A 12,776-nucleotide genomic window follows, 5' to 3' on the forward strand; every position below is an offset into this window, starting at 1 on the left:
GAACGCGGGCGGGGCGCGCCGCGTTGAGCGATCACGGATCCTTACGTCCTTTCGCCGATGGCGCCGGCCCGCCCGACTCCCGACATCTTCGTCGGCGACCTTGGTCGTCGGCGTCGCCATGGCGATGAACGGCAGGTGAACGCCCGGTTCAGGGCGTCGTCACGGCCGGCGTGGTTCCATGGTGATCGGTTCCGGAAGACCGCGCGAGGCGGGGATCCGGGGAGGGAATTGTGAAGATGCGCAAGCTGTTCACCCTGTTGGCCGCCGCGCTGGGAACGCTGGCGGTGCCCGCCGCGGCCGAGGCCGCCGAGGGCTTCGTCACCGGCGACGTCAACCTGCGCGCCGGCCCGAGCACCGACTATCCGCGCATCGCGGTGGTGCCGCGCGGCAGCGAGGTCGAGGTCTACGGTTGTCTGCCCGACTACCGCTGGTGCGACGTCGGCGTCTACCGCTGGCGCGGCTGGATGTCGTCGCGCTACCTGTCGATCTTCTACGACGGTCCGTCCTACCGCTCGCAGCCGATCTACCGGGTGCCGTCGATCACCTTCGGCTTCGGCTATTGGGATCGCTGGTACCGCGACGAGCCGTGGTATCCGGACTATCGCTGGCGGTGGCAGCGTCCGCCGCGGCCGCGGGTCGATCCGCCGATCTACGGCGGCGGTGGTGGCGGCTGGGTGCCCGGCGGCGAGCCGGGCCGCAACGACCCGCCGCCGCGCCGCAACAACGGCGGCTGGGTGCCGGGCGGCGAGCCGAACCGCCACGTCGACCGGCCGCGCCGCAACGACGGCGGCGGCTGGGTCGGCGGCGGCGAGCCGCCGCGCCGCAACGAGCGTCCGCAGCGCGACTGGGGCGGCGGCGGTGGCGGCTGCGACCCGAGCTCGGGCCAGAAGTGCTTCTTCCAGCCCGGCGGCGGCCGCAACAACTGACGCGCTCCACGGACGGCGGCGACGCCGTCCGGCCACCGCCGATCCCGGGAAGGCTTCGGTGCCCTCCCGCTTCGGCCGACCGATCGGGCCGCCCGGCCGCCACTGGCGAAGGGCGGCCCGATCTTTTCCGCCTGCTGTCATCCCCCGTCAGCAACCCGTCGCGCGGCGGCGCTCCGCCCCCTTGCCTTCGGCGGGTCGGCGGCCGACATTGGCGCCATGGCGCCCCGCAAGACTCCCTCCGCCCGCCGGCCCGACAGCGCCGGCGACGATCTCCCGTCCGGTTTCGGCGAAGCGCCGCAGCCGGCGCTCGACGGCATTCCGATGGCCGGTTCGGTGTCGGACTGGCTGAAGGACCTCGCCGGGGCCGACGACGTCGGCGCCGACAGCGCGCGCTCGCGGATCCGTCCGCCCGAGCCCGCCTCGGCCAAGGCCGCCAGGACCAAGCCGGCGAAGTCGGCGCGCGGCACCTCGATGGGCGCGTCGAACGACCCGAAGGCGCGCGCCAAGGGCGGGCTGAACCCGGTCGCCGGCATGGCGGTCAGCCTGGAGGACGCCGCGGCGCTGCCGACCGGCGGCGTCACCGCCACCGTCAAGGCGCTGGAGGAGCTGATCCAGGGCGGCCGCGACCTGTTCCGCGACGGCAAGCCGTGGACGCCGCACCGGCCGCCGCGGCCGGAGAAGAGCGAGGGCGGCATCCGCTTCGCGCTGAAGTCCGAGTACGAGCCGAAGGGCGACCAGCCGACTGCGATCGCCGAGCTGGTCGCCGGCGTCGAATCCGCCGAGAAGACACAGGTGCTGCTCGGCGTCACCGGCTCCGGCAAGACCTACACGATGGCGCAGGTGATCGCGCGCACCAACCGTCCCGCCCTGGTGCTGGCGCCGAACAAGACGCTGGCGGCCCAGCTCTACGGCGAGTTCAAGTCGTTCTTCCCGGACAACGCGGTCGAGTATTTCGTCTCCTACTACGACTATTACCAGCCGGAGGCCTACGTCCCGCGCACCGACACCTACATCGAGAAGGAATCCTCGATCAACGAGCAGATCGACCGCATGCGCCACGCCGCGACGCGCGCGCTGCTCGAGCGCGACGACGTCATCATCGTCGCGTCGGTGTCGTGCATCTACGGCATCGGCTCGGTCGAGACCTACACCGCGATGACCTTCGCGATCACGGTCGGCGACCGCATCGACCAGCGCCAGCTGCTCGCCGACCTCGTGGCGCTGCAGTACAAGCGCCAGGACATCGGCTTCGTGCGCGGCACCTTCCGCGTCCGCGGCGACACGGTCGAGCTGTTCCCGGCCCACTTCGAGGACCGGGCGTGGCGGATCAGCCTGTTCGGCGACGAGATCGAGGCGATCGAGGAGTTCGACCCGCTGACCGGCCAGAAGACCGCCGCGATGCAGTCGGTCAAGGTCTACGCCAACTCGCACTACGTCACGCCGAAGCCGACGCTCGCCCAGGCCTCGAAGTCGATCAAGGAGGAACTGCGCCACCGCCTCGAGGAGCTCAACGCCCACGGCCGCCTGCTCGAGGCCCAGCGCCTGGAGCAGCGCACCCGCTTCGACCTCGAGATGCTGGAGGCGACCGGCAGCTGCCAGGGCATCGAGAACTATTCGCGCTACCTCACCGGCCGCGCGCCGGGCGAGCCGCCGCCGACGCTGTTCGAATACCTGCCCGACGAGGCGCTGGTGTTCATCGACGAGAGCCACGTCACCGTGCCGCAGATCGGCGCGATGTACCGCGGCGACTTCCGCCGCAAGGCGACGCTGGCCGAATACGGCTTCCGCCTGCCGTCCTGCATGGACAACCGGCCGCTGCGCTTCGAGGAGTGGGACGCCATGCGCCCGCTCACCGTCGCCGTCTCCGCCACCCCGGCGGCGTGGGAACTGGAGCAGTCCGGCGGCACCTTCGCCGAGCAGGTGATCCGCCCGACCGGCCTGATCGACCCCGTCATCGACGTCCGCCCCGCCAAGACCCAGGTCGACGACCTGCTCGGCGAGGTCCGCCAGGTCGCGGCCAAGGGCTACCGCACGCTCGTCACCGTGCTGACCAAGCGCATGGCCGAGGACCTCACCGAGTATCTCCACGAGAACGGCGTCCGCGTCCGCTACATGCACTCCGACATCGAGACGCTGGAGCGCATCGAGATCCTGCGCGACCTGCGCCTCGGCGCCTTCGACGTGCTGGTCGGCATCAACCTCCTGCGCGAGGGCCTCGACATCCCGGAATGCGCGCTGGTCGCCATCCTCGACGCCGACAAGGAGGGCTTCCTGCGCTCCGAGACCTCGCTGATCCAGACCATCGGCCGCGCCGCCCGCAACGTCGACGGCCGGGTCATCCTCTACGCCGACAGCGTGACGGGCTCGATGGAGCGCGCCATGGCCGAGACCGAGCGCCGGCGCGAGAAGCAGATCGCCTACAACACCCTGCACGGCATCACGCCCGAGAGCGTCCGCCGCTCGATCGGCGACATCCTGCAGTCGGTCTACGAGCAGGACCACGTCCGCGTCGACACCGGCTTCGCCGAGGAGGGCGCGCTGGTCGGCCACAACCTCAAGGCCCACATGGCCGACCTCGAGAAGCGCATGAAGGAGGCCGCCGCCAACCTCGAATTCGAGACCGCCGCGCGCCTGCGCGACGAACTCAAGCGCCTGCGCGAAACCGAACTCGCCGTCGCCGAGGACCCGCTGGCGCGCCAGAGCGAAGTGGAAGCCCAGGCAGGCGGCTTCGGCGGCGGGCCGAAATACGGCAAGGCCGGCAACCTGCCGCCGAGCCGGGTGCGGAAGAACTCGCTCGACGAGATGACGGTGGGACGGACGGAGGTCCCGGTGCAGGGCGAGGCGCCGAAGCGGCCGAGCCCGAGCACAGCCGCGGGGACGGTTGGGGGGAGGAAGCGGGGGCTGAAACGATGAGAATTAGCGATACTATCCTCGCGTCTCTTGTCGAGGAAGAGTCTTCGCCCGGGCGGATGTTCCGAATTTTTCGTAATAGCCATGTAGATATTGTGGGACTAAAGAGTAGTGTAGAATTCTGTGATGCCTACATTGACTCGTTTCTAGAGTTTGAGATTTTCGCAGAAGGAGATGCGGATTCATTTTTTGAAATGAGCGACAGTGAGTCCATATCAATAAAAATTTCGCCATTTCCAGAGATTATTCAGGCGATTGCTGTCAAGTCTCGCCTGTCAGAGGGTGGTGCTTCATATGTTCTAAAGCTCGCTAGAGCTCCTTCTATTCTGATGCAGGTAGATAGGGCGAATAAATGGAAGAGCTTAGTTTTTTCAGCGGACGAAATTGCATCTGTCCTTGAGTTCAATGGAAAGGAATTTAGTTTCGAGAAGTGGGAACATTCACTGCATAAGGGGCAGTGGGGATTTGAGCCTTCGCATTTTTGTACTTTAGCAGATAAATCAGGAGAAGTGTTTTCTGTTGAAACTGCCCGGAAAGAGTTTCATTTGTTGAGGTGGTTCTATTGCTTTGTGCATGCGCGACGTATAGCATTTGAATCTCTTTATTCTGAAAACGAAGGTCAATTGGTGCATTTTGAGGTTGGAATATTTGGAGGTGATCGCGACAAGGTGCTTAGAAACTGGTTTCATTACGCGCTGCGGAGCGAGATTCAGAATATATACAAGGGGTATCGAGAGGCGCATGCTTTATTCGGCTTGGATCTTATTAAGATAATTGAATTCTACAGAGTTTCTTCAGTTATTCGATCGAATTCGCAAGAGGTGGCGTATGTTTCTGCGATCTCTGCGTTGGAGCTTCTTTCAAATACAGTACTTTCATTAAAGGCTGGGTGGAGTAGAAATCTAGTATCCAGAAGCAATTTGGATGACAAGATTCGGGCAACTTTTGGATTTCTGGGGCTCGGCTCAGATTTTAAGTTGCATGAAAAACTGCGACATTTGGAAAAAGAAAAGAACTTCGACTCTTTTCAGGTGATTGTCTTTATTCGCAACCAGATTGTTCACTCTATTCCAGGAGACGTTGATACAAGAATTTTGTTTTGCGCGTGGAGTGTATCTATGTGGCTTATTGAAATTTTCCTTCTATGTTTATTTGGACACAAGGGAGGTTACCAAGATCGACGTCAGTTCGGTGGGTATGCAGGGCTTCTTACAGCTATAAAAGCATAGCAGTGTTCAATTGCCGAGGCCTCTCGCCGGCTTGGTCCGCGCAGGCGGACCATCCACGGCACTGCCGTACGCGCCGGTCATCGCCTTCCGTTCAACCGTCTCCGCCCGCGAGTTTCGTGGATGGTCCGCCTTCGCGGACCAAGTCGGTCGCGGCCGTGGGCGAGGGGAGGTGTCGGGTTCGCTCGGGTGCCGCCGTTGTCGACCGCCCATCGCAGTCCAATCCCACCTTCGGCCTCCCGCAGGCTATCCCGCGCTCGCTCACCTGCCTTCCACCATCCCTGCCACTTCCGCATACAAATCCCGCCACTCCGGGTTCAATCCCAAGATCAGTCTCACCTTCCAGGCGCGGTTCCACGTCTTGATCCGGCGCTCCCGCCAGATGGCGTCGCCGATCTCCTCGTGGTCCTCGTACCAGACCAGCCGCGTGCAGCCGTAGCGCTTGGTGAAGCCGTCGATCAGGCCTTCGCGATGCTCGAAGATGCGGCCGACGAGGTCGCTCGTCACCCCGGTGTAGAGGATGCCGTTGGGCCGGTTGGTCACGATGTAGACGGTGCCCGACTTCATGACGTGCAGGGTGCGACAGCGCCGTCATGGTTGCAAGGGTCGAGGCCGGAGACTTTCGTGGATGGTCCGCCTGCGCGGACCAAATCGGCTTCGGGGGAGGGGTGGCGACGGAGCGGTGGCAGTCGATGGGCGGAACCTCTCCACCCGGCTTGGTCCGCGCAGGCGGACCATCCACGGCCCTGCCCTAGGCGCGGCGGTCCCCGCTCTCCGCACGGTCGCTTCCGCGTGCGACTCTCGTGGATGGTCCGCCTCCGCGGACCAAGTCGGATCAGGGGAGGGAAGGCAACGGGGCGGCGGGCCTCGAGGCACGAACCTCTCCACCCGGCTTGGTCCGCGCAGGCGGACCATCCACGAAACACCCGCGCGCCACCTTTCGCGCCTGGGCCGCGCAGCCCCTCCCCGAAATCCTGTCCCCGCCCCCGTCCCCCGCCCTTAAACTCCCCCCATCCCCGCCCGTCACGAGGGCGTTCCGGTCGTTCACGGACGCGGGCGGGGGAGCGGAGACCCGGGGGTGCGGCGTGAACATCCGCTGCCCCGGGCGGGACGAAAGCGTGGGCGCCCGGCCCGTTGGACTACGGGCAGGCATCGCGGGAGGCGCGCGGTGCCGGCTGGAGCCGAAAAGACCAGTAAATCCTGGGGGCAATCCACGTATAAGCCGAAGCCTCCGCGTCCGGGGCGTCGCGGCCGCCCGTCGGGCGGGAACGGACACCCTCCTTCTCCCCCGTCGATCGGCGCCCGTCCGTGCGTCGTCGGCGGCGACGCCCCGGGCGCCTCGTCCCCTCCGCCGGCCGCCGCCGCGCGGAGCCGTGGGCGCTTCCGTGTCCCCGAGCGCCCGCGGACCCGGCGCCGTTCTCCCACCGGTCGCGACCGCGTCCCCGCCCTCGCGCCGACGCCGGAGGACCGCCGCGGCCGGACCGCCGCGGCCGTGCGATCGACGCCGGTCCCGCATCGGCACCCGCCCGCCGCATCCGGATCCGCCGACGCCCGCCCGCCGACACCCGCCCACCGGCGCCCCGCGGGCGCACTCGGGCACCGGCTCCGAACGACACGGGCCCCGGGCCCCGACGACCGGCCCCCGGGGTACGCGCGACCGCGGCCACCCCGAAGCCCGACTGCCGAAGCCCGACTGCCTGCTGCCGACTGCCTCCCCCCCGATCACCGCACCTCGAACGACATCAGCGACGCATGGGCGCCGGCGTTGAAGTCGATCTTGCCCTCCTGCTCGACGGCGATGCAGGGGCCGACGTCGTAGGTGGTGCCGGGGGCGAGTTCGAGGATGGTGTTGATCGACAGCGAATTGTTCTGGGAGGCGTAGCCGAACCAGCCGAAGGTGTAATAGGCGAAGTCGGTGTGCAGCACGCCGTCGGCCTGGTCGCGCCAGCAGATGCCCCAGTCGACGCCCCACTGGCCGGAGAGGGCGCGCGCCGACATGCTGGCGGTGGCGAAGATGCGTTGCTTGGCGCTGGTGACGGGGATCGACACGAAGCCCGGCGAGAAGCCGAAGGTGTAGCCGCCGCGGCCGGTGTCCTTCGGCAAGCCGGCGACGGTCCAGGTGTCGAGGATGCCGCTCGGGCCCTGCGGGCCGGTGGCGCCGGTCGGGCCGGTGGGACCGGCGGCACCGGTGTCGCCCTTGGCACCGGCCGGCCCGGCGGCCCCGGTGTCGCCCTTCGCGCCCTTGGCGCCGGCGGGCCCGGCGGGGCCGGCCGCACCGGCCGGACCGGTGTCGCCCTTGGCGCCGGCGGGGCCGGTGTCGCCCTTGGGTCCCTTCGGACCGGTCGGGCCGCACTTGCCGAGGAACAGGTTGAGCGTGCCCTCGGCGGTCGAGAGCGCCAGCTTGCAGGTGGCGGGCCGGTAGGCGAGGGTGAAGCGGAAGCTGCCGTCGGCGGCGGCCTTGGTGCTGTAGGCGGTGCCGACGATGCGGATGGTCAGGCCGGGTGTGGCGGCCTTGCCGGAGACCACGAGGCGGCCGGCGTCGATCTGGGCGACGGCGACGTCGAGGCCGGCGCCGGAGGTGGCGGCGGCGGCCGGCGCGGCGATGGCGGCGGCGAGCAGGGCGGCGAGCGGCAAGCGGTACGTCATGACAAAGCTCCTGAGCCGGGGGCTTGGGTCGACCCGATGGCTTACGGTCCGCCCGGGCGGGAGGACGCGGTCGCGAAACGGCCGACGGCACGCGGCCGCGGTGGCGGTCGCGCTGAAATCATGGTCGGCACGCCCGCGAAGGCGCGCCGGCAATCGATCGTGTCAACGCGCACATCCTGCCGGATACGTCCGGAAATGACAATGCGGCCGCCCGCCGCCCGCCTCCACCCCCTCGCGCCCGCCGGCGGCCCCGAGGCCCGACTGCCGACTGCCGAAGCCCTACTGCCTTCCCCCCCCCCATCACCCCCTCGTGACTTGCCGCCGTGTAACGCCCGCCTACCCTCCCGCGTATCAGGTGCGAGGCCGTGGACGGCCGGATGGTTTCGACGAGGAGGACGGCATGAACATCCTGCGGCGCCCGGCCTGGGCGATCCCCGAGCGCGAGGCGACGCCCGAGGGCGTGTTCCTGAACCGGCGCGCGGTGCTGGCGGCGATGGGTCTCGGGGCGGGGCTGGCGGCGACGGCCGGTTTCGGCGTGCGGTCGGCCCGGGCGGCGACGCCGATCGACGGGCTGTTCCCGGCCAAGCGCAACCCGGCCTTCGTGCTCGACCGAGACATGACGCCGGAGGAGGCCAACACGACCTACAACAACTTCTACGAATTCGGCTCGTCCAAGGACGTCGCGGGCGCGGCGCGGGCGCTGAAGCCGCGGCCGTGGACGGTGACGGTCGGCGGGCTGGTCGAGGCCGAGAAGACGGTCGACGTCGACGACCTGATCAAGGCGATGCCGGTGGAGGAGCGGCTCTACCGCCACCGCTGCGTCGAGGCGTGGTCGATGACGGTGCCGTGGACCGGCTTCCCGCTGGCGGCGCTGGTGGCCTGGGCCAAGCCCACGGCGGCGGCGAAATACGTCCGCTTCGAGACCTTCCAGGACGCCGACGTCGGCGCCGGCTTCGGCCAGTTCTGGTATCCCTGGCCCTATGTCGAGGGCCTGACCATGGCCGAGGCGACCAACGACCTCGCCTTCATGGTGATGGGCGCCTACGGCAAGCCGCTGCCCAACGTCATGGGCGCGCCGCTCCGGCTGGCGACGCCGTGGAAATACGGCTTCAAGAGCATCAAGTCGATCGTCAAGGTGACCTTCGTCGAGGAGCGACCGGTGTCGTTCTGGGAGCAGCTGCAGGCGTCGGAATACGGCTTTTGGGCCAACGTCAACCCGGAGGTGCCGCACCCGCGCTGGAGCCAGGCGAGCGAGCGCGTGCTGCACACCGGCGAACGCGTGCCGACGCTGCTGTTCAACGGCTACGCCGAGCAGGTCGCGGACCTCTACAAGGACCTGGGCAAGGAGGCGCTCTACATGTGACGCTCGCCTCCGACGGGGACTTCGCGAAGTCCCCACTCGTCGGAACCGCGCGCGCCGCGTATGAACGGATCGGCCGGCCCGATGGGACGCCGGCTCGGTGTTCTCGCGGGTGGCGGCGATGTGGGTGGGCGGTGGTCGGGCGGTCCGGGTGGTCCACGACGGACCGGACGTGCAGGTTCTCCATCTTCCCGGGCGGGAGGACCTCATGCTGGGGATCTTCTCCCCGAAGGGGACCATCGTCGGCGACGGCCACTTCTGGGGCCGGGCGCCGGCCGAGAAGCTCGGCTACGCTGCGCTCGGTTTCGTCGCCAAGGGGCCGACCTGGTTCCCGCGCGCCGACATGGCGGCGGCGCTCGCAGCCGCCGCGCCGATCGCCGCCGGGCACGGCGCCACCCTCGCGATCGGCTCGTCGATGGGCGGCTTCGCGGCGCTGAAATACGGCCGGGCGCTCGGCGCACCGATCGGCCTCGCCTACTGCCCGAACGCGACGGTTCCGATGCGGGACCGGGTGCTGCGGGAGGACTACCGCGGAGAGGTCCCCCGGCGCGACGTCGCGGTCATGGCCGACGAGGTGCCGGACGTCGCCATGTGCATCTACGATCCCGGCGTCGACTTCGACGCGCGCGAGGTCGACGAACTCGCGGCGGTGGCGCCGTGGCTGCGGCGGGTCACCGTGCCCAACGTCGGCCACGAGGTGATCCGGCCGTTCGCGGCGACGGAGGTGTTCGGGGCCGTCGTCGATCTTGCCCGGCATGGCGACGTCGAGGGGCTGCGGCGGCTGGCGCAGGTCCGGCGTCGGCTGCCGGGCCAGAGGACGCTGTCGATCGTCCGCCATTCGATCCTCCGGCGCCCGATGCTCGCCTATCATCTGCTGCTGCGCGAGATCGCCCATTTCCCGCCGCGCGACGCGCGCGAGATCGCCCTCGCGCTCGGCCGGCACTTCCTGCGCCATGCTTCGCCGGGCAAGGCGCGCACCGTCTTCCGCGCCGGCATGGACCGTCTTCCGGGCGACGGGGAACTCCGGGCCGCCTGGGAAGAAGCCGGCGCGGTGCTCGCTGGGCCTCCCGCGGCCTAGAACGTCCGAACGGCACGACTCCCGTCCCCTGCCGTCCGGGCAAAAAAAAGCCGGGCACGAGGGCCCGGCTTGTTCAGTTTGGGGGAGCGCGCCGCAGGGACGGCGCGCACCTTCCAGAGGGGAACAGCTGAAAGCCCGGACCACCGGGAGGAAGTAGCGGTCCGAACGTCGTCATCAGCTGAGAGAGGATATGAGCCCTTCGCGCCTGCGAAACAAGCAGGCAGGTTGCATGTCAGCTATGCAGTTTCGCGGTCGGGTGCCGACAATTCGGGCTTGGCGGTTTTCCGCGGGCTCGCGCGGCAGAATGGGATGCTCGCGCGGCCCGATACGATGGCAACCGATTTTGCGATCGCGAAGGCAGCCGCGGGCGCGATGCGCGCGGCGCGGCAACGGCGTGGCGTCGCTTGCTCTAGCGGCGAACGCCGACCATTCCGCCGACGCACCGTCATGGCGGAGCGCTCATGGACAATCTCGAGGGCGGGTCGCGGACGTTCGTCCGCTTCGCGTCCGCCATTGCGGTGGCAGCCGCCGGCGACGTCGGAATGGTCCGGCACGGGTGCAGGAAAGGATGCGCGGGCGAGGGCGCGTCCGTCCCCGGGCACACCACCCCGTGCTAGCATGACCTTCGCCCGCCCTCAGAAGCTCCAGCGCTGTGCCTTGGAGACGAGGAAGTCGCGGAAGGCGTGGACGCGGGCGCTGTTCCGGAGTTCGTCGGGATAGACGAAATAGGTGTCGAAGGAGGGCAGGTCGACCTCCGGGATCAGCTGCGCCAGCCCGCTGTCGGTCTCGATCAGGTAGTCGGGCAGGAGGGCGATGCCGATGCCGCGCTGCACCGCGCGTTTGATCGCGACGATGTTGTTGACCCGGAGCACCGGCACGCGGGGATTGTCGTAGGCCCGGCCGGCGCTCTCCAGCCAGTTCATGTCGCGCAGATAGGCCGGCGCCGCCGCGCCGAAGGTGACGATGCGATGGCCCTCGAGCTCCTCGATCGTGCGCGGCGAGCCGAAGCGCTTGACGTAGTGCGGCGAGGCGTAGAGGTGGAAATGGACGGTGAACAGCTTGCGCTGGATCAGGTCCGGCTGCGTCGGCTGGCGCAGCCGGATCGCGACGTCGGCCTGACGCATGGCGAGGTCGAGCTCGACGTCGTCGAGGATCAGCTGCAGCTGCACCTCGGGATAGAGGTCGATGAACTCGTGCATGCGCGAGGTCAGCCAGGTCGAACCGAGGCCGACCGTGGTGGTTACGCGCAGCGAGCCCGAGGGGCGCTCGCGGCTGTCGGTCAGCCGGCTCTGGACGTCCTCGAGCTTCATCAGCACGTCGTGGGCGGCCCGGTAGAGCAGTTCGCCCTGTTCGGTGAGGATCAGGCCGCGGGCGTGCCGGTGGAACAGCGGCACGCCGAGGTCCTGTTCCAGCGCGCCGACCTGCCGGCTGACGGCGGACTGGCTCATCGACAGCACGTCGCCGGCGTGGGTGAAACTGCCCGCCCGAGCCGCGGCGTGGAAGATCCTGAGCTTGTCCCAGTCCATCATCGGCGCCCCCTCTCGCGGTGCGGGGCCGTGCTTTCCGTCCCCGTCTACCGCGCTCTGCCCGCGAATCCCGCGTCGTCCCCGGTCCGCGACGCCCCGTTCCCCGGGGGCGTCACGGACGCGTCGTCATTCGGCCGCCTCGCGGAAGGCGGTCTCGGCCAGCCAGCGCTCGGCCTCGAGCGCGGCCATGCAGCCCATGCCGGCGGCGGTGACCGCCTGCCGGAACACCTCGTCGGCGACGTCGCCGGCGGCGAAGACGCCCGGAACCGACGTCCGGGTGCTGCCCGGCTCGGTCCAGAGGTAGCCCGACGGCTTCAGGCGCAGCTGATCCTTGAACAATTCCACGGCGGGAGCGTGGCCGATCGCGACGAAGATGCCGTCGACGGCGATCTCGCTCGTCGCGCCGGTGGCGACGTTGCGGAGCCGCGCACCGTTGACCGACGGCGGGAAGCCGCGGGTGCCGAGCACCTCGTCGAGCGCGGTGTTCCAGATCACCTCGATCTTCGGGTTGTCGAACAGGCGCTGCTGCATCACCCGCTCGGCGCGGAAGTGGTCGCGGCGGTGGATCAGCGTCACCTTGGCGGCGTGGTGGGTGAGATAGAGCGCCTCCTCGACCGCGGTGTTGCCGCCGCCGACGACCAGTACGTGCTTGCCACGGTAGAAGAAGCCGTCGCAGGTGGCGCAGGCCGAGACGCCGAACCCCTTGAAGGTCTCCTCCGAGGGCAGGCCGAGCCAGCGCGCCTGGGCACCGGTGGCGACGATCAGCGCGTCGCCGGCATAGGTGTCGCCGCTGTCGCCGACGAGGCGGAACGGTCCGCCGCCGGCGATCTCGGCCTTGACGACGTGGTCGGCGACGAGGCGCGTGCCCATGTGCTCGGCCTGGGCGCGCATCTGGTCCATCAGCCAGGGGCCCTGGATCGGCTCGGCGAAGCCCGGGTAGTTCTCGACGTCGGTGGTGATCGTCAGCTGGCCGCCCTGCTGCAGACCGGAGACCAGGATCGGCTCCAGCATGGCGCGGGCGGCGTAGATCGCGGCGGTGTAGCCCGCCGGACCGGAGCCGACGATCAGGACCTTGGACCGGTGGTGCGCCATCGCGCGGAAACC

At 68.7% G+C, this 12,776-nt stretch carries 9 protein-coding genes; 5 read left to right on the forward strand and 4 right to left on the reverse strand.

Annotated elements, in window-relative coordinates:
- Window positions 1–236: 236 nt before the first annotated feature.
- From EDD54_RS19455 to EDD54_RS19465, 3 genes are all read left to right on the forward strand, one after another.
- Window positions 237–926 (forward strand): SH3 domain-containing protein, encoded by a 690-nt coding sequence (locus EDD54_RS19455; protein ID WP_126538981.1) that lies wholly within the window; start codon window positions 237–239, stop codon window positions 924–926.
- 216 nt (window positions 927–1,142) lie between these two features.
- A complete protein-coding gene (gene uvrB, locus EDD54_RS19460; protein ID WP_126538978.1) occupies window positions 1,143–3,839 on the forward strand; it encodes an excinuclease ABC subunit UvrB in 2,697 nt (898 codons plus the stop codon).
- Window positions 3,836–5,065, forward strand: a complete 1,230-nt coding sequence (locus EDD54_RS19465; protein ID WP_126538976.1) for a hypothetical protein — start codon at window positions 3,836–3,838, stop codon at window positions 5,063–5,065. Before uvrB ends, EDD54_RS19465 begins: the two co-directional genes overlap by 4 nt.
- A gap of 258 nt (window positions 5,066–5,323) precedes the next feature.
- On the opposite strand, the gene EDD54_RS19470 is transcribed toward EDD54_RS19465, so the two are convergent.
- Both EDD54_RS19470 and EDD54_RS19475 read right to left on the reverse strand, forming a co-directional pair.
- A complete protein-coding gene (locus tag EDD54_RS19470) occupies window positions 5,324–5,629 on the reverse strand; it encodes a GIY-YIG nuclease family protein (protein ID WP_126538974.1) in 306 nt (101 codons plus the stop codon).
- 1,155 nt (window positions 5,630–6,784) lie between these two features.
- A complete protein-coding gene (locus tag EDD54_RS19475) occupies window positions 6,785–7,708 on the reverse strand; it encodes a hypothetical protein (RefSeq protein ID WP_208112236.1) in 924 nt (307 codons plus the stop codon).
- Window positions 7,709–8,108: 400 nt separating this feature from the next.
- On the opposite strand from EDD54_RS19475, the gene msrP reads away from it, so the two are divergent.
- On the forward strand, window positions 8,109–9,071 hold the full coding sequence (gene msrP, locus EDD54_RS19480) for a protein-methionine-sulfoxide reductase catalytic subunit MsrP (RefSeq protein WP_126538970.1): 963 nt from the start codon (window positions 8,109–8,111) through the stop codon (window positions 9,069–9,071).
- A gap of 205 nt (window positions 9,072–9,276) precedes the next feature.
- The gene (locus EDD54_RS19485) at window positions 9,277–10,146 is read left to right on the forward strand and encodes a hypothetical protein (RefSeq protein WP_126538968.1); all 870 of its coding nucleotides are present in this window, start codon (window positions 9,277–9,279) and stop codon (window positions 10,144–10,146) included.
- A 635-nt stretch (window positions 10,147–10,781) separates the two neighbouring features.
- On the opposite strand, the gene EDD54_RS19490 is transcribed toward EDD54_RS19485, so the two are convergent.
- Together EDD54_RS19490 and trxB are read right to left on the reverse strand one after the other, a co-directional pair.
- A complete protein-coding gene (locus tag EDD54_RS19490; RefSeq protein WP_126541810.1) occupies window positions 10,782–11,672 on the reverse strand; it encodes a LysR family transcriptional regulator in 891 nt (296 codons plus the stop codon).
- A gap of 126 nt (window positions 11,673–11,798) precedes the next feature.
- Window positions 11,799–12,764 carry a thioredoxin-disulfide reductase gene (trxB, locus tag EDD54_RS19495; RefSeq protein WP_126538966.1) on the reverse strand — a complete coding sequence of 322 codons (966 nt, stop codon included), beginning with the start codon at window positions 12,762–12,764 and terminating at the stop codon, window positions 11,799–11,801.
- Between the last annotated feature and the right edge of the window lie 12 nt (window positions 12,765–12,776).

Origin of the sequence: Oharaeibacter diazotrophicus (assembly GCF_004362745.1) — a bacterium.
Taxonomy (GTDB): domain Bacteria; phylum Pseudomonadota; class Alphaproteobacteria; order Rhizobiales; family Pleomorphomonadaceae; genus Oharaeibacter; species Oharaeibacter diazotrophicus.

Excerpts from the sequence above, each read along its gene's own strand:
- EDD54_RS19455 (WP_126538981.1), top strand. The coding sequence starts at position 237 with ATGCGCAAGCTGTTCACCCTGTTGGCCGCCGCGCTGGGAACGCTGGCG.
- uvrB (WP_126538978.1), top strand. The coding sequence starts at position 1,143 with ATGGCGCCCCGCAAGACTCCCTCCGCCCGCCGGCCCGACAGCGCCGGC.
- EDD54_RS19465 (WP_126538976.1), top strand. The coding sequence starts at position 3,836 with ATGAGAATTAGCGATACTATCCTCGCGTCTCTTGTCGAGGAAGAGTCT.
- EDD54_RS19470 (WP_126538974.1), bottom strand. The coding sequence starts at position 5,629 with ATGAAGTCGGGCACCGTCTACATCGTGACCAACCGGCCCAACGGCATC.
- EDD54_RS19475 (WP_208112236.1), bottom strand. The coding sequence starts at position 7,708 with ATGACGTACCGCTTGCCGCTCGCCGCCCTGCTCGCCGCCGCCATCGCC.
- msrP (WP_126538970.1), top strand. The coding sequence starts at position 8,109 with ATGAACATCCTGCGGCGCCCGGCCTGGGCGATCCCCGAGCGCGAGGCG.
- EDD54_RS19485 (WP_126538968.1), top strand. The coding sequence starts at position 9,277 with ATGCTGGGGATCTTCTCCCCGAAGGGGACCATCGTCGGCGACGGCCAC.
- EDD54_RS19490 (WP_126541810.1), bottom strand. The coding sequence starts at position 11,672 with ATGGACTGGGACAAGCTCAGGATCTTCCACGCCGCGGCTCGGGCGGGC.
- trxB (WP_126538966.1), bottom strand. The coding sequence starts at position 12,764 with ATGGCGCACCACCGGTCCAAGGTCCTGATCGTCGGCTCCGGTCCGGCG.